This is a genomic window from Desulfosporosinus sp. (assembly GCF_014237355.1).
Classification (GTDB): domain Bacteria; phylum Bacillota; class Desulfitobacteriia; order Desulfitobacteriales; family Desulfitobacteriaceae; genus Desulfosporosinus.
In genome coordinates, this window is record NZ_JABZFS010000060.1 from 16963 (window position 1) to 33038 (window position 16076).

Sequence of the window (16076 nt, forward strand, 5' to 3'; positions counted from 1 at the left end):
GCAGGATCATGAGGATAAAAACAAAAAAACGCCTTGAAAAGGCGTTTTAATTATGTCGAGAAACAACTTATATATTGGAGTCAAGGAAAGAATTAATAGGTTCTGCGTCGAATGAATTGTTTACCGGAATCAAGTAAATTAATTTTAAATAGAAGTTTTAGGAAAAAATGAAGCACTACAAATGAAACAGCTACAAAAACAAGTATACGAACCAGGAAGAAGGTAACCGCAAATACCAATGAGAACACTTTAATTAAGACTAAGGCTGAGAGGTAAAGTCCCAGAATGAGAATGATAAATTTGAGTGCAAGCATCCAATAATTCGAAGTCTGTGAAGGACGATAAGTATTCAAAGCTAAACACTCCCTTCTTGAGATTTAGATTATCATATTTCGACTTTTATGTCTAGGTTACAAGTTCCTTCGCCTAAAAACTTCTTCCAGTTCTTTACCAATCAAGTCTCTGGCCATTTTTAGTTGCAGTAATTTTAAAATATATCTTTATAATATGCCCAATAATTCGACTCGTGCATATGATGGAGCAGACACGGAGGGGATTGATATGTACGATAGCGAATTATTAGTTTGGCGGAACCTTATGGAAGATGGAACACAGTGCCTTGGAGATGAACAGTATCTTAAAGCAGAAAGTTATTTTGTTCAGGGCCTATTAAAAGCGTATGAATTAACTGTTCCAGAAATCGTGGCATTTACATTACGCCTCCTCGCGACCGTAAGGGTGCGCCTGGGCAATTTAGAATTTGCAGAAGCAGGGTTTAACGAAGCCTTACAGATTTGTCAAGAAATCCAGAATGCTAAGGGTATGGCCGAAGCCTGGGCAGGGTTAGCAAGTATCTCGGTGAAAAAGGGCAGGCTAAAAGAAGCCGCTGAAGATTATGAGCGAGCAATAGCAATCTACCCAACTGCATCTCCTCAGTTAAGGCTCAGTATGCTCTATGCCGATCTTGGGCAAGTTTATGCTGTACTTGAAGAATGGACGAGTGCAAAGAGGGCATACTCACAAGCAGTAGAGCTCTGTCGTTCCTACGGCTTTCCCAAAGGGGAGGCAGAGTTAGATGTCCTTTCTGGAGAATTGTGTTTTCGATTAGGGCAAAAAACTGAAGCACTAGTAAATTTAAAACACGCTTGTCAACTATTTGCTCAAATACAAGATATGGCCGCTCTATCAACAGCCCTTCAATATTTAGCTTTACTTTACTTCGACCAAAATGAAATATATTTGGCTTTCGAAAATCAGCAAAGGGCGGTAGCCCTTTGTTTACAGTTCGAAACGCAAGAGATTATTAGTGAGAGTTGCTATTTCTTAAGTAAAATTGAGCAAAATTTAGAAAATTTCAAGGAAGCTAAATATTATCTTGAATTGTCAATTCAGAATTATCCTGAGCAGAATTTAGACCTGGCTATGCGATACCTAAGTCTTGGAAACTTACTATTTATTTCTATGGATTTTGCCAAATCTGAATTATACTATTTAAAAGCCCTAAATCTCTTTGAAGCATGTCACGATGAGCAGCGTGTTAGCGAAGTATATGAGGCTTTGGGCCTCCTAAAAGGAATGCAGCAAACAGATAGTTCGCTATACGTTTATGATAAATCTGAAGACCGATCTCAACTCCATGGGGAGTTTACGATAGAAGCACTCATACATTTAGCAGAGTTCTACGAAAGGCGTCGAAACGATCGGGATGCCTTAGAGTGCTACTGGAAGGCGCTAAAAAGGGGACGGGAAGCGGAAATGTCAACAGATTGGATAGAATATAGAGTCCAGCAGGTTTCAAAACGTCTTCGAAGGAAGAAGTAGTTGGGATATTTCCAAAATATTATATGAATTAGCTTTATAAATCATAAGAATTAAGTTAGAATACAACTATAGATGTTGCTACTGATAGGGGACGGGGGGGATATCAAGAGATGAGAGAGGAAGATTCGATCCTTCTCGAATGCTTGGAAGACGTGTATCTCACGTTCGAAAAAGCCTTAAAGAAGGCCTATCAAGTTCGTTCAATTCATGTTCAGAAATTTGATCAACTACTTGTTGAAATTAGAAGCGAGCGACGGATTTTTGAGGACATTTCAATACCCGCTCGGCTAATAGTCGAGCAACTCTTAGAATCCCAGTTCAAAGTTGGACAGGTTGCCATTGAAGCAGAACGTCTTAAACAATCCTTTGCCAGCGTTGCTCATGTTAAAGTTGAAGAGTTCGGAATAATATGTGTAAAATTGGGAGAGTTAGAAGTATCTTGGCGCGATGGAAACTATTCCTACTACCTTTACCCAGATAAAGTTGAGCTAAGAGCTAACGATGAGAAATCATCGATTAAGCTGTTTTTTTCTATATCCTTTAACCGTCAAACCCTGGAACGATTTCCAGAAATACTAACATCTCCAAACGTTGTCTATATCCATCCTCAACTTGAAAAATGGATACGGAAGGTGTAATATGTCAAATCTAACTCAAGGACTCGTCCAGATTTATACTGGAAATGGTAAGGGGAAATCAACAGCGGCCTTTGGTTTAGCCTTACGGGCAGTTGGGCATGGTTTTAAGGTTTATATTATTCAGTTCATGAAGGGAAACGATAGCTACGGTGAGCTCGATGGAGTGAAGCGTTTAAGTCCTGAATGTCGGCTTGAAAACTTTGGTGGGCCGGGATGGGTACACAAAGGAGAATATCTTGAAGAGAATATTCAAGAAGCCAAAAAAGCGTTTTTAAGAGCTCAAGAAGTTGTTCTTTCAGGGAAGTGGGATCTTGTTATTTTAGATGAACTAGTGAATGCTATTTGGTTTGAACTAATTCCAGAAAATAAAGTTATGGAACTGCTGAATAGTAAACCATCCCATGTAGAACTAATCATGACCGGGCGAAATGCTTCCCAGACATTAATTGAAAGAGCTGATTTAGTGACAGAAATGGTTCAAAGAAAGCATCCCTATGAAAAAGGTATTATGGCGCGAAAAGGAATCGAGTATTAATTCCATAGTTTCACGCATTAACGATAAAGGAAAAACATCTCTTAGGAGGTGTTTTTTGTTTTCGTGCTCCATGCATGGCGATTAATAAGTATACATATATGATCAATGACTTATCTTCTTCAACAAAGCATATATATTAAGTATTATCCCGACAAGTCTTGCTGATGTTAGAGAAGGGAGGGCTACTATGGAAGTCATTAAGTGGCTGCGTGAGTATCGTGAAGTAGAGGCTGCACTGGTTTGGAGTGGTACATTTGCTGACTATTTGCAAATGGTTACTAAAAATCCCAACTTAGCGCTGCATGCCCATGCTCGAATCTATGAGATGATTAAAGCGGCCGGGGTTGAAACAATTGGAGATCAAAAAAAGTACAAATTCTTTGACAAAGAACTTTTTGGGTTGGATAAAACGTTGGAGCGCCTAATCGAAGAGTATTTCCATAGTGCAGCTAAACGTTTAGACGTCCGTAAACGGATCTTATTGTTGATGGGGCCGGTAAGTGGTGGAAAATCGACTATTGTAAGCTTACTGAAACGAGGACTTGAAGAATTTACACGAACTGAAGAAGGAGCAGTCTATGCCATCGATGGATGCCCGATGCATGAAGATCCTCTGCATTTATTGCCAGTGTCCTTACGTCAACAATTTGAAGAAATGTACGGAATCCGTATCGAAGGGAATCTTTGTCCCGTATGTCGCTTGCGTTTGGATGAAGAGTTTGGTAGTGAAGTGGAACGTTTTCCAATAAGAAGAATCCTGTTTTCTGAGGAGCAACGGGTAGGGGTTGGAACATTTACTCCTTCAGACCCAAAATCACAAGATATTGCCGACTTAACAGGATCCATTGATTTTTCTTCGATTACAGAATATGGATCTGAATCCGATCCGCGTGCTTACCGATTCGATGGAGAGCTTAACAAAGCAAATAGAGGCTTAATGGAGTTCCAGGAAATGCTAAAATCTGATGAGAAGTTTCTCTGGAATCTGCTTAGTCTCTCTCAGGAAGGGAATTTTAAAGCAGGTCGCTTTGCCCTAATTTCGGCCGATGAATTAGTTATCGCTCACACCAATGAAAATGAATATAGAGCCTTTATTGGGAATAAAAAGAATGAAGCATTGCAGTCCAGAATTATAGTAATGCCAATTCCTTATAATCTTCGTGTCAGTGATGAAATAAAGATTTACGAAAAATTGATTAGCCAAAGTGACATTCGTAATGTACACTTGGCTCCTCATAGTCTTTGGGCGACCTCTGTCTTTAGTGTTCTTTCCCGTTTAAAACCCTCAAAAAAGCAAGGAATGGATTTAGTCAAGAAGTTGCGAATCTATGATGGGGAAGATGTGGAGGGATTTAATCAAAAGGATATCAAAGAGTTGGCTATGGAAGGAGAAGAACAAGGGGAAGGTATGAGCGGTGTGGATCCGCGATATGTAATCAACCGAATATCAACAGCCTTAATCCGAGATGAGCATGCTTGTATCAATGCCTTAGATATTTTAAGGGCTTTAAAAGACGGGTTATCTCAGCATACATCGATTATGAAAGAAGAAAAGGAAAGTCTGCTCAATCTGATTGCAGTGGCCCGACGAGAATATGACGAAATGGCTAAGAAAGAAGTTCAGAAGGCTTTTGTCTATGCCTACGAAGAATCTGCTAAGTCATTGCTGAATAATTACCTAGATAATGTAGAGGCCTTCTGTAACTCTACAAAAATCTACGATTCAATTACGGGTGAGGAATTAGCCCCTGACGAACAACTCATGCGCAGTATCGAAGAGCAGATTGGTGTTTCGGAAAATGCTAAGAAAACCTTCCGCGAAGAAATTTTAATTCGGATCTCCATGTATGCTCGGAAAGGCAAAACCTTTGGTTATGAATCCCATGAACGCTTGAAAGAAGCGATTGAGAAGAAGTTGTTCGCAGATCTTAAGGATATAGTAAAGATCACTACATCAGTCTCTCATCCAGATCAGGAGCAACTGAGACGAATTAATAATGTTATGGATCGACTCGTAAAAGAGCATGGATATTGCCCAATCTGTGCCAATGAGATTGTGAAGTATGTTGGGGCCCTCCTTAACCGGTAGAGAGAAGGGGATTAGTATGGCGGATGATATCATCGTGAATCGTGATGATTGGACTTTGCATCGCAAAGGGCATCTTGACCAGACCAGGCATAAAGAAAAGGTCGAAGAAGTCATTAAGCAACAAATGGGAGATCTGATTGTCGATGAGAGTATCATCTTAACCGATGGTAAAAAAAGCACGAAGATTCCCATGCGTTCTCTTGAAGAATTTCGCTTTCGCTATGATTTTAATAAGCAGAATCATACGGGGCAAGGAACCAAAAAAATGTCGCCAGGAGATATCCTTGGGCGGGATCAAGGTAAAGGGAAAGGTAAAGGAGGTGCAGGGAGCGGAGCGGGTGAAGAGCCGGGCCAGGATATTTATGAAGCTGAAGTAACTTATGAAGATCTAGCAAATATCCTCTTTGAAGAATTAAAGCTGCCCAACTTGGACGATAAAAAAAGACCACTCATTGCTCATGATCGTCCTGAATTTAACGATGTACGTAAAAAAGGTCTAATGGCTAATGTGGACAAAAAACGTACGTTGCTCGAAAGTATCAAAAGGCAGGCCTTCTCCAGGAAGCAAGATAAAGATGCCAAATTGAAAATATCACCTGAAGACCTACGTTTTAAGACTTGGGAAACTCGACCGAATTTTGAAACTAACGCGGTCATTCTGGCAATGATGGATACCTCAGGCTCCATGGGGCAATTTGAAAAATATATCTCCCGAACATTCTTCTTTTGGATGGTACGGTTCTTGCGCTTAAAATACGAAAACGTGGAAATGCGTTTCTTAGCGCATCACACTGAGGCAAAAGAGGTGACCGAGGAGGAGTTCTTTACTCGCGGAGAAAGTGGAGGTACCCGCTGTTCCTCAGTTTATAGATATGCCTTGGATTTAATTGAGAGAGAGTATCCACCGGCCCATTATAATATCTATCCTGTTCATTTTACAGATGGAGATAATATTGGTTCGGATAATACCCGAGCCTTAACACTGATGAAAAACTTGGTCGAAGTAAGTCAGATTGTGGGCTATGGTGAAATTTTAAGGACACATTACTCCAGTACTTTAATGTCAACGTTAAAGCGCATTTCCGATCCCAAATTACGTCTTGTAACCATCAGAGATCGTAATGAGGTATATGATGCCCTTAAAACGGTATTCTCTTGAGATTAGGATGAAGAGGGGTAAAGCTAGGAGGGAGTCATGGACAATGAGATGCGAGCCTTAAGTACTATGGCGCAAGATATCGCGCAAGTGGCCCGTGGCATGGGACTTGATTTCTATCCTGTGAATTTTGAAATCGTTCCGGCGGAGGCCTTATATACCTTTGGTGCCTATGGAATGCCGGTACGATTTACGCATTGGAGCTTCGGTAAAGCTTTTTACAGGATGAAGTTACAGTATGATCTTAATTTAAGTCGAATTTATGAATTGGTCATTAATACCAACCCAGCCTATGCTTTTCTGTTGGAGGGGAATCGATTAATACAAAACAAACTTGTGATTGGGCATGTATACGCACATGTTGATTTCTTTAAGAATAATCACTATTTCTCACGTACTCCTAAAGATATGGTTGAACGCATGAGTGCCCATGCTGACAGAATCCATGCCTATGAAATCCGATATGGTCGGGATAAAGTCGAGCAAGTCATGGATGCGGTCCTAGCAATTCAAGAACATGTGGATTATCGTTCTCATATCGGACCTGTCCAGGAGTCTGATAATCAACCTAAGTTTATTGTTCCAGACAAGGAGGAAAGGCAGAGTTGTCAAGGTAATGCTTGTACTGGCAAATGCCCAGGAAACTCTGCCAGCCAATTTAAAGGCAGTCGGCAGAAGACTAGACAGAATAGCATATCTTCGCCCTACGAAGATTTATGGGAAGATCTGTTAGACGATGAATGTGAATCACCATCCCAGCAAGAATTCGAAGATCTGTTGCTATATATTATTAAGTTTGCCCCTGGATTGGAGGAATGGCAAAAAGATATTGTCAGTATTGTGCGTGAAGAATCCTTGTATTTTTATCCGCAGATTGAAACAAAAATTATCAATGAAGGATGGGCCACCTTTTGGCATGCTAAAATTATGAGAGAACTAGATCTAACGGATGCAGAATCTCTAGAATTTGCTGTTATGCACAGCCAAGTCGTTCAACCGTCCCGATTAGGATTAAATCCTTATTACTTGGGAGTCAAGATATGGGATTATCTGGCTAAAGAAAAAACCATAGATGAACTATTCGAACTACGGGAGACCGAAAATGACCTTTCTTTTATTCGTAATCACCTTAGCAAGAAATTAGTCGAGGATCTAAATTTATTCAATTTTAGAAAGGTTGGTGCCCACTGGCAGGTTACAGAAAATGAATGGGAGAAAGTACGGGATAATTTAGTAAAACAATTAGTTAATGGGGGGCATCCACGGATTGTCGTTCTTGAGGGGGACTACGAAGGCAAAGGAGGACTATATCTTAAACATTGTCATGAAGGAACTGATCTAGATATTGTATATCTGGAGAAAACCCTAACTCTTGTTCAGTCGCTTTGGGGAAAGTCCGTCGCCCTGGAGACTATAGTCGATGGCAAGAAATATATCTACGAATCGTCGAACAGAATAGTAAGTCGTCGTCTTGCAGGCAAAACTCAAGGAAATGATGAAACGTAAGAGGGTATACCACTAGTTCAAAACAGATGCTAGAAATAGCATCTGTTTTGAACATTAAATAGAGGATTTTAGGTAATCAGGGTAGAATTTATAATATTAGGTCGAAGTTATTCTATGCCCTGGTTTTGCACCAGGTGTAATAGGGGTATTAAGGAAGGCAGGCAGGGCATGCAAGGACTAGAGCAGTATTTAACAGACATAATTTATCAGTTTAGGTATGTCGGCTTATTTAGTTTACTTACATGCGGCCTGGTTGGTATACCAGTGCCGGATGAATTTCTAATGACGTTTAGCGGATTTCAAACGTCATTAGGAAGAATGGATTTTGGTAAAACACTTATGGTTGCAACCTTAGGAAGTTTTTTGGGAATGAACTTGAGTTATTGGATTGGAAGAAGGCTGGGAATTCCTTTCTTGCACAAAGCTGCACCCTATCTTCATCTTAATGAAAAAAAGATTGCGCGGGCTGAGCATTGGTTTCAGTGTTACGGGGACCGGCTGATTGTCATTGGATACTTTTTTCCTGGATTTCGTCATTTTACAGCGTACTTTTCTGGGATGAGTAAGTTGTCTTATGGACGCTATGTTGTGTTGGCAGGGATTGGTGCTTTTATTTGGGCTTTAACATTTATAACACTCGGACGAATCCTTGGAGAACACTGGCAAAAAATTACCCATATCTTGCACCATTACTTGGCTCGGAGTGGTGTTGTTCTGGCCATTATTGTATTTTTTATCTATCTCTATACTGCAAAAACAAGGCAGGATAACTCCTGCTAATTATATATCTAATTTATATCTTATAAAAATATTTTCCATACATTAGGGAAAGTTCAATTCCAGTGGTATAATATTAGGGATAAAAAACCCAACATAAAGGAGGTCACTCAGGTGACAAATGAAACGACTCAGAACCAGGACATAAAACAAAACCCAATAGTACTTATTGAAATGGAAAACGGAAATACGATTAAAATCGAGCTTTATCCGTCAATAGCACCCGAAACAGTTCAAAATTTCGTGTCGCTTGTTTCTGAAGGCTTTTATGATGGCCTCATATTCCATCGCTGTATCCCAGGCTTTATGATTCAAGGTGGAGATCCCAACGGAACAGGAATGGGTGGAAGTAAACAAACAATCCGAGGCGAGTTTACAGCCAACGGATTTAAAAATGATTTAAAACATGATCGCGGTGTAATATCCATGGCTCGGACCTCAGCGCCTAATTCTGCTAGTTCTCAATTTTTTATTGTTGTCAAAGCTTCAAGTCACTTAGATGGTCAATACGCTTCCTTTGGTAAAGTGCTCGAAGGCATGGAAGAGGTCGATCGAATTGTAAGTGTACCGAAAGATCGGGGAGATAAGCCCTTAGAAGATCAGAGGATGAAGAAAGTTACCCTTCAATCCTAGTTATAATTTAGACGTTTTAAGGTATTCTATAGCAGAAGAGGAGGGCCATGCCCTCTTCTTCTGCATATATATCATAAATAGATAGAGGTGCCATATGTTAGATCTCATGCGGTTATTTGGTCAGGTGGTCGAGGAACAGAGTTTTACAGTAGTTGCTCGAACGTTAGGAATCAGTCAACCTGCAGTTTCAAACCAAATACGTGCTTTTGAAGAAAAACTAGGGGTCAAGTTACTTTATCGTAAAGGAAAAGGGTTTGCCCTTACCCCCGAAGGGGAGACAGTGTATAAGCACACCTTGCATATACTTGATCAATGGTCAGAGCTTATGCGTGAAATTGGAGATTCGGAAAAGTTAATGAGCGGGAAAGTCCATATTGGAGCTTCCCATATTCCAGGAGAATATTTGTTGCCTATGTACTTAGGGGCCTTTCGAAAATTATATCCGGAAATAATATTCAAACTATCTATAGGGGATAGCCTTGAAATGGCGGAAAAGGTACTCGCACATGAAGTGGATTTTGCAGTTGTTGGAGCAGTTTTTGATACCGAAAAACTAACCTCTGAATTCTGGCTGAAGGATGAACTAGGATTTGTAATTTCGAATAATCATCCTTTAAGCGGGAGTCAAAGTCTTGATATCAACTCCATAAGAGAAGATCCAATGATTATTCGCGAGACCGGGTCGGGGCATCGTAGAGCCTTTGAGGAGGCCCTCGCAAAACTTGGGCTCGACCTAAATGACTTTAATATAGCCTTAGAAGTTGGAAGTACAGAAGCAGTAAAAAATGCTGTTCGTTCTGGCATTGGGTATTCATTTCTCTCAAAACATACTTCTGAATCCTGTGAGAAACAAGGGTTAGTATGGTCAAACGTGAAAGACTTTCATATCGAACGAGGGTTTTACCTTTTAACCCGTAGAAATAAGCCTTTAACCATCATTGCAGATGAGTGTTACCGATATCTAGTTAGTCAGACGTCGGAGGGCAGAGGCCAACCAATCTAATATAGCGCCCATCAGACGATCGGGAAAAAGATGTATATGGGCATCACATAGTTTTTGAGCATTATGGAAACTATCTTCATAATTGCTATTACTTACTGCTTGCTTAAAACCCATGGATATAATTTTCCCTTCAATAGGACAAACGACCATTTTCGAATATTTCGACACCTTGGACTAAATTCCTCTACTGTTATATGCGATAATACTATTGTGCTAATGTATTAAGATGGTTACTAGATGTTAAAAGGGGAGGCACTTTTGTACTGGTTTATAAGTGAATTCAACATACGGGCATGCAGACTAGTTAAATATTATAAAACTGAGAATGCTCCTGAGGTAACGTTAATATACGGACCCAGGGGGGTAGGTAAATCAGCGCTATTACATTATCTGTATGAAAAATTTGAACCACAGAAACAGGGGCTTATTACGGATGCCTTGGCTTTTGCACGCCAGTATGCATATTCTGCACAGGAGAACAATTTACATTTGTTTCGTAAACGATACCGCTCGTCTCGGCTGTTAATCATCGATGATCTTCATTTCTTGTCAGGTAAAGCCAAAACAATTGAGGAACTTCATTATACTTACGAATATATCATCGAAAGTGGGGGCAAGATGGTGATCAGCATTGAAGCGGATACACCGGCCTTAGACTTTCTAGGAGATCGGCTTGCTTCGCGGTTTTTAAGTGGTGTCGTGATCCCAATCGATCGACCTTCAAACGATGAATTAGAGCGCTTTCTGGAGGACTATATTCGTGAGAATCGTCTTTACATGGACCAATCGATCTTAAGCCTGATTGCGGAGAGCACGGGTAATTTGACCGATGCTATTAGATGTATCAAGAAGTTTATTCAATTTGCTGAGTTACATGACGATGAATTAAGTATCCTATGTTTTAAGAACTATTGGGACAATGAAGAAAACCAAAAGCACAAGGTAGTTGATCCCATGAACATTATAAGCCGTGTTGGTCAGACTATGGGGATTTCGGTGGAGGAATTACAAAGTACAAGCCGAAAGCCTAAAGTAAATGAAGCTAGAGAAATGGCGATTTATATAGTACGATCACTTTGTCATAGTTCTTATCCGGAGATCGCGCGGTTTTTCAATCGAAACCATAATACCATCATGATGTCATATAAAAAAATGCAAAAGAAGCTGCTTAATGATCTAGAATTGCATCAAAAATATGAAATTATTATAAGTAATTTTAAACACTAGGATGGTTTGAATAAATGTTAATAGTTTGACTAAAAACTTGAAATAGCAAGATAATGAAAAGGGGTGATCCAATGTCAAGAGAAATGCAGCGGATTGGAGTGCTTACCAGTGGAGGAGATGCTCCAGGAATGAATGCAGCTCTGCGCGCAGTGGTCCGGAAAGGAATTTACCATGGGCTAAAGGTTTATGGTATTAATCGTGGCTATGAAGGCCTGATCCACGGGGAAATCCAAGAAATGAGTATAGGATCCGTGGCTGATATTGTACTTCGCGGAGGAACTATGTTAAAGACCGCCCGGTCCGCAGAAATGATGACACTAGAAGGCCAGGAGAAGGCCCTAGATCAGCTGCACAAGCACCAAATAGATGCCTTGGTAGTGATTGGTGGAGATGGGTCCTTTCGAGGGGCGCAAACGCTGGCGAGGGGGATTCAAATTGTAGGGATTCCAGGCACTATTGACAACGACATTTCTGGCACAGATTTGACCATAGGTTTTGATACGGCTGTTAACACAGTCATTGATGCCGTGGGCAAAATTCGAGATACGGCGACCTCCCACGAACGCACCTTTGTCGTGGAAGTTATGGGCAGAGATTGTGGAAATATTGCTCTTCAGGCAGGAATTGCTTGTGGAGCTGAATCTATTTTAGTGCCTGAAATCCCCTTTGATTATGATGAAATCTGCGATAAGTTGAAACGCGGACATCAACGTGGTAAAAATCACAGTATTATCATTGTCTCAGAAGGTGCCGGAAGTGCTTATAAGATCGGAGAGGAATTGCGTACCCGTTCCGGGTTTGAGACACGAATCACTATTCTAGGTCATTTGCAGCGTGGCGGGAACCCCAGCGCTCTCGATGCTGTCATTGCCGCATCTATGGGTGGAAAAGCGGTTGAGATTCTACTGGCCAAAGAGACTAATAAGATGACTGCCTATGTCAATCAAGAGGTTGTTTCAAAACCCCTTGATGTCGCCTATGAAGATAGGCGTCCATTTAACAGAAAACTTTATGATTTGGCGAATCAGTTGTCAATTTAGCCATTTAGAATACTCACTAACAAAGTACATCCTCTGAATAGGGCAAGGGGTTGAACATAAAACGTCCGGCAACCGGGCGTTTTATTTTTTACTGTTCAATTCGTTTGTGAGCTAGAATATATACATCATCATCAGCTCTTGCAGAAACTTGCCCACGCTATTGAAAGTCGCTTAATGTCCTCAAGTGATTCCTATTGGTCAGTTCTTAGACTGCATATTCAACGAGAAGGATTTTACCTAAATAAAGCGAATTTACGTAGAGAGAGGTGAGACAAGTGGAACCAATTTTTGCGCTGGATATTGGAACCCGTATGGTCATGGGACTAGTGATGACTAAAAGCGAAGAACAGGGTTATGTAATCATAGCGAGTGCTCAAACAGAACATCGCCAACGTGCCATGTATGATGGGCAAGTTCATGATGTTGAAGAAGTAGCTCGAGCTGTTGCTAAGGTTAAAGGACAGTTAGAAAAAAAATTGGATACCTCCTTAAGACAGGTTGCCGTGGCAGCGGCAGGTCGTGCATTAAAAACAGAAGTTGCAGTGGCTGAACATAAGGAACTGCTTCCGGTACGCTGGGAACGGGAGAATGTATTAGCTTTAGAAATCGAAGCAGTTCATCAGGCGCTGCGACAATTGCAATCTTCCGCTGATGACGATTTACAAAGTTATCATTGTGTAGGTTATAACACCATTGCCTCGTGGAACGAGGGAGAAGAAATTTCGAATCTGATCGGGCAGCGAGGAAGAGTGGCTAAAGTGTCTGTAATAGCCACTTTCTTACCCCGAACGGTTGTGGATGGGTTAGTGGCTGTATTGGGACGGGTAGGCTTAGAAATGACGAGCCTAACGTTGGAACCGATTGCAGCAGGGCAGGCGGCTATTCCCCCAAATATGAGACGGCTTAATCTTGCTTTGGTGGACGTTGGGGCTGGCACGGCGGATATAGCCCTAACTCGCAGTGGTTCCTTTTTCGCTTATGGCATGGTTCCCATGGCTGGAGATGAGGTTACAGAGGAAATCTGCTCACATTATCTACTGGATTTTAAAGTAGGCGAAAAAGTAAAGCGAGAATTATGTAAGAAACAAAGAGTCAGTTTTACTGATTTTCTGGGGGCCAAAGTCGTCGTAGATAAGTCGGAAATTTTAGAAGTCATTCGCTCAGTGGTTGGAAAACTGGCAGAGAAAATAGCAAAGGAGCTTTTAGAACTCAATAATGGGGTTCCCCATGCCATTATCCTCATAGGAGGAGGAAGCTTAACCCCTTTGCTTTGTGAACTATTGTCTGAGACTTTAGAAATCCCCCGGAATAGAGTGGGCATACAGGTTAGGGATAGGATCGGGGAGATTATTGGCGAGAAAAGCTTAAAAGGACCAGAAACAATTACTCCCATCGGAATTGGAATTGCTGCACTTGAAGGAAATGGACTTCAATATTATACCGTATTAGTGAATGGCGGACCTGTTCCAATCTTTGCCTTACAATTAGCAACGGTTGCAGAAGCTCTGCTTGCTGCAGGAATACAACCACGTTCCTTTTTGGGTAAGCCTGGTGCAGCCTTAACCTTTGAGATTAACAATGAAATGCAAGTTATTAAGGGAACTTTGGGAAACCCTGCTCAATTATTGGTCAATGGGAAGCCCAGCAAACTTGATCAATCCCTCAACGCGGGGGATGAAATTAGTTTTACTCCCGGTGAGGTTGGTCGAGATGCTCAGGTATGTTTTAAAGATGTGTTGCCATCGACTAAATCAAAAGAGATCATTTGGAATGGACAAAAAGAGAGGTTTTCTCCTCAAATCTATGTCGATAGCCAGTTGGTTTCTGAAACAGACCCAATACTTGATGGATATAAAGTCTACTACCTTCCTAATGATGATCTTAACGATCTGCTCAAGCAAAAAAATTATGACCTAAAACAAAAAGAAGAGTTGGAAATTCGTATTAACGGAGAATTTCGCAAGTTTGAATTAGATCGAGAAGTTTTCGTTAACGGCATCCTGGTAGAAGGTAACAGAATAATTTATGACGGAGATTCTATCGAGGCTCGTACTGTCCAGCTCACGATTGGTGATCTGAAGCTAAAGCCAGAGCCTATTATTTTTCAGGTCAATGGGGAAAAGGTGGAATACCCTATTCAAGAAATCCTTATTTCGGCGCAAGGTCGACCTGTGTCCCAAGCAGAGCTTCTAAAAGATGGAATGGAGCTAAGGGTTAAGGGATACAAGCAAATGCCTATACTTTCGGATCTTTTACCTTATGTTAAGTTTCCAGATGCGGTTCGTTCCGGCGCTTCGTTAAGCCTAATGGTCAATGGTCAACCTGCCGAATTCACAACAGTGTTACATCCGGGTGATCGTTTGACAGCAAATTGGAATTAATGCTTGACAATCGCGCTGTAGAACATAAAATAAGAATGGAGGTGTTGTGAAGTGTTATTTCAATGGTTGCTCGCACTTATTGTAATTGCTGCCTTAGTTATTGCCTTATATTCCGATGCGGGATCAGCAAAAAAGAAACATTCCGACTATTTTCAAAGAGTTCAAAAGCCAACTGGGAAATCAGAACGTGATGCAGCGATGGGTGACCCAAATAAATACGATTCTTTTTATGCAAAACTAAATAGTTTTTAAGAACAAAAAAACAGACTTGATACTAAATCTTGTCTGTTTTTTAATTTTATTAGCCTTAGTTCACTTTAGCTATACTATTTCATTTATGGGGGTAAGTGTTGAGAAACTTGTGATCACTTCTTATTCAAGATATAATGGAAAATAAATGAAACATAACTATTACATAGACGTAAAAAATATGGCTTCGTATTTGATTCGTATTTAAGGAGGACAAGGTATCAATGCATCAGTATTGGTTTTTCATTGGAGATTTTCCGATTAGGGCTTATGGAACAATTTTTGCGTTGGCTTTCATCATCGGCGTTGGTGTTACCTTATACTTTGCCAAAGCCGAAGGTCGACCGGAGTTAATGGATGTCTTCATGGATTTAGCACCTCTATTACTTATATCTGGTATAGTAGGCGCTCGCTTCTGGCAAGTGTTCTTTTTTGATTGGGGTTTCTACCGTGAACACCCAGGGGAGATTTTGGCAGTTTGGCACGGAGGGCTTTCAATTCAAGGAGGCGTGGTTGGGGCGTTAATAGCAGGTGGAATATACGTTTGGCGCAAGAAGTTATCCTTTTGGGAACTTGCGGATATTGCCGCTCCTGGGCTAATATTAGCTCAGTCCGTTGGTCGAAATGCTAATCTTATGAATGGGGATGCCTTTGGAGGACCTACGGGAGGAGACTTTGGCATTCTTTATCCTGAGGGTACAATTGCTCGAGACACCTTTGGTACCCAACCTTTGTGGCCGGCAGAAGTGTGGGAAGGGCAAGTCGATGTGATTATTTTTGCGCTGCTGGTAATCCTCAAACTGAAAAAATGGCCATCGGGTATGATCTTTTTGTTATACATGGCGCTATATAATTTTGCGAGATTTTTCCTTGAAAATTTGCGAGGAGACAGCCCAAGATTTTTATTCAACTGGACCGCTGCACAATGGAGTAGTATGGCGGCGGTCGGAATTGCCCTAGCACTTCTAGCTTGGAGAATATGGCGAGATAAAAAAAGTGATGTCGTATCTTAAGGCGCCTT

At 41.0% G+C, this 16076-nt stretch carries 14 protein-coding genes; all 14 read left to right on the forward strand.

Annotated features, from left to right (window positions below):
- Positions 1 to 561: 561 nt before the first annotated feature.
- The 14 genes from HGJ98_RS12700 (at position 562) to lgt (ending at position 16068) form a co-directional block, all read left to right on the forward strand.
- Positions 562 to 1821: a tetratricopeptide repeat protein gene (locus HGJ98_RS12700; RefSeq protein WP_291351782.1), complete on the forward strand. Its 1260-nt coding sequence runs from the start codon at positions 562 to 564 to the stop codon at positions 1819 to 1821.
- A gap of 110 nt (positions 1822 to 1931) precedes the next feature.
- Positions 1932 to 2459, forward strand: a complete 528-nt coding sequence (locus HGJ98_RS12705) for a hypothetical protein (RefSeq protein ID WP_291351783.1) — start codon at positions 1932 to 1934, stop codon at positions 2457 to 2459.
- A 1-nt stretch (position 2460) separates the two neighbouring features.
- The gene (gene cobO, locus HGJ98_RS12710) at positions 2461 to 2994 is read left to right on the forward strand and encodes a cob(I)yrinic acid a,c-diamide adenosyltransferase (RefSeq protein WP_291351784.1); all 534 of its coding nucleotides are present in this window, start codon (positions 2461 to 2463) and stop codon (positions 2992 to 2994) included.
- A gap of 187 nt (positions 2995 to 3181) precedes the next feature.
- Positions 3182 to 5083, forward strand: coding sequence for a PrkA family serine protein kinase (locus tag HGJ98_RS12715; RefSeq protein WP_291351785.1), 1902 nt, complete (start codon positions 3182 to 3184; stop codon positions 5081 to 5083).
- A 16-nt stretch (positions 5084 to 5099) separates the two neighbouring features.
- Positions 5100 to 6242 carry a sporulation protein YhbH gene (yhbH, locus tag HGJ98_RS12720; protein ID WP_291351786.1) on the forward strand — a complete coding sequence of 381 codons (1143 nt, stop codon included), beginning with the start codon at positions 5100 to 5102 and terminating at the stop codon, positions 6240 to 6242.
- A gap of 36 nt (positions 6243 to 6278) precedes the next feature.
- Positions 6279 to 7745, forward strand: coding sequence for a SpoVR family protein (locus HGJ98_RS12725; RefSeq protein WP_291351787.1), 1467 nt, complete (start codon positions 6279 to 6281; stop codon positions 7743 to 7745).
- Between the two features lie 168 nt (positions 7746 to 7913).
- A complete protein-coding gene (locus tag HGJ98_RS12730; protein WP_291351788.1) occupies positions 7914 to 8525 on the forward strand; it encodes a DedA family protein in 612 nt (203 codons plus the stop codon).
- A 111-nt stretch (positions 8526 to 8636) separates the two neighbouring features.
- Positions 8637 to 9155: a peptidylprolyl isomerase gene (locus HGJ98_RS12735; RefSeq protein ID WP_291351789.1), complete on the forward strand. Its 519-nt coding sequence runs from the start codon at positions 8637 to 8639 to the stop codon at positions 9153 to 9155.
- Between the two features lie 94 nt (positions 9156 to 9249).
- Positions 9250 to 10158: a selenium metabolism-associated LysR family transcriptional regulator gene (locus HGJ98_RS12740; protein ID WP_291351790.1), complete on the forward strand. Its 909-nt coding sequence runs from the start codon at positions 9250 to 9252 to the stop codon at positions 10156 to 10158.
- A gap of 258 nt (positions 10159 to 10416) precedes the next feature.
- Entirely contained in the window at positions 10417 to 11385 is a 969-nt protein-coding gene (locus tag HGJ98_RS12745; protein ID WP_291351791.1) for a DnaA/Hda family protein, read from the forward strand.
- Positions 11386 to 11456: 71 nt separating this feature from the next.
- Positions 11457 to 12425, forward strand: coding sequence for a 6-phosphofructokinase (gene pfkA / locus HGJ98_RS12750; RefSeq protein WP_291351792.1), 969 nt, complete (start codon positions 11457 to 11459; stop codon positions 12423 to 12425).
- Positions 12426 to 12700: 275 nt separating this feature from the next.
- Positions 12701 to 14806, forward strand: a complete 2106-nt coding sequence (locus HGJ98_RS12755) for a rod shape-determining protein (RefSeq protein ID WP_291351793.1) — start codon at positions 12701 to 12703, stop codon at positions 14804 to 14806.
- A gap of 51 nt (positions 14807 to 14857) precedes the next feature.
- Positions 14858 to 15058 carry a hypothetical protein gene (locus HGJ98_RS12760; RefSeq protein ID WP_291351794.1) on the forward strand — a complete coding sequence of 67 codons (201 nt, stop codon included), beginning with the start codon at positions 14858 to 14860 and terminating at the stop codon, positions 15056 to 15058.
- 221 nt (positions 15059 to 15279) lie between these two features.
- Positions 15280 to 16068 (forward strand): prolipoprotein diacylglyceryl transferase, encoded by a 789-nt coding sequence (gene lgt / locus HGJ98_RS12765; protein ID WP_291351795.1) that lies wholly within the window; start codon positions 15280 to 15282, stop codon positions 16066 to 16068.
- The last annotated feature ends 8 nt before the right edge of the window (positions 16069 to 16076 follow it).

Excerpts from the sequence above, each read along its gene's own strand:
- HGJ98_RS12700 (WP_291351782.1), top strand. The coding sequence starts at position 562 with ATGTACGATAGCGAATTATTAGTTTGGCGGAACCTTATGGAAGATGGA.
- HGJ98_RS12705 (WP_291351783.1), top strand. The coding sequence starts at position 1,932 with ATGAGAGAGGAAGATTCGATCCTTCTCGAATGCTTGGAAGACGTGTAT.
- cobO (WP_291351784.1), top strand. The coding sequence starts at position 2,461 with ATGTCAAATCTAACTCAAGGACTCGTCCAGATTTATACTGGAAATGGT.
- HGJ98_RS12715 (WP_291351785.1), top strand. The coding sequence starts at position 3,182 with ATGGAAGTCATTAAGTGGCTGCGTGAGTATCGTGAAGTAGAGGCTGCA.
- yhbH (WP_291351786.1), top strand. The coding sequence starts at position 5,100 with ATGGCGGATGATATCATCGTGAATCGTGATGATTGGACTTTGCATCGC.
- HGJ98_RS12725 (WP_291351787.1), top strand. The coding sequence starts at position 6,279 with ATGGACAATGAGATGCGAGCCTTAAGTACTATGGCGCAAGATATCGCG.
- HGJ98_RS12730 (WP_291351788.1), top strand. The coding sequence starts at position 7,914 with ATGCAAGGACTAGAGCAGTATTTAACAGACATAATTTATCAGTTTAGG.
- HGJ98_RS12740 (WP_291351790.1), top strand. The coding sequence starts at position 9,250 with ATGTTAGATCTCATGCGGTTATTTGGTCAGGTGGTCGAGGAACAGAGT.
- pfkA (WP_291351792.1), top strand. The coding sequence starts at position 11,457 with ATGTCAAGAGAAATGCAGCGGATTGGAGTGCTTACCAGTGGAGGAGAT.
- lgt (WP_291351795.1), top strand. The coding sequence starts at position 15,280 with ATGCATCAGTATTGGTTTTTCATTGGAGATTTTCCGATTAGGGCTTAT.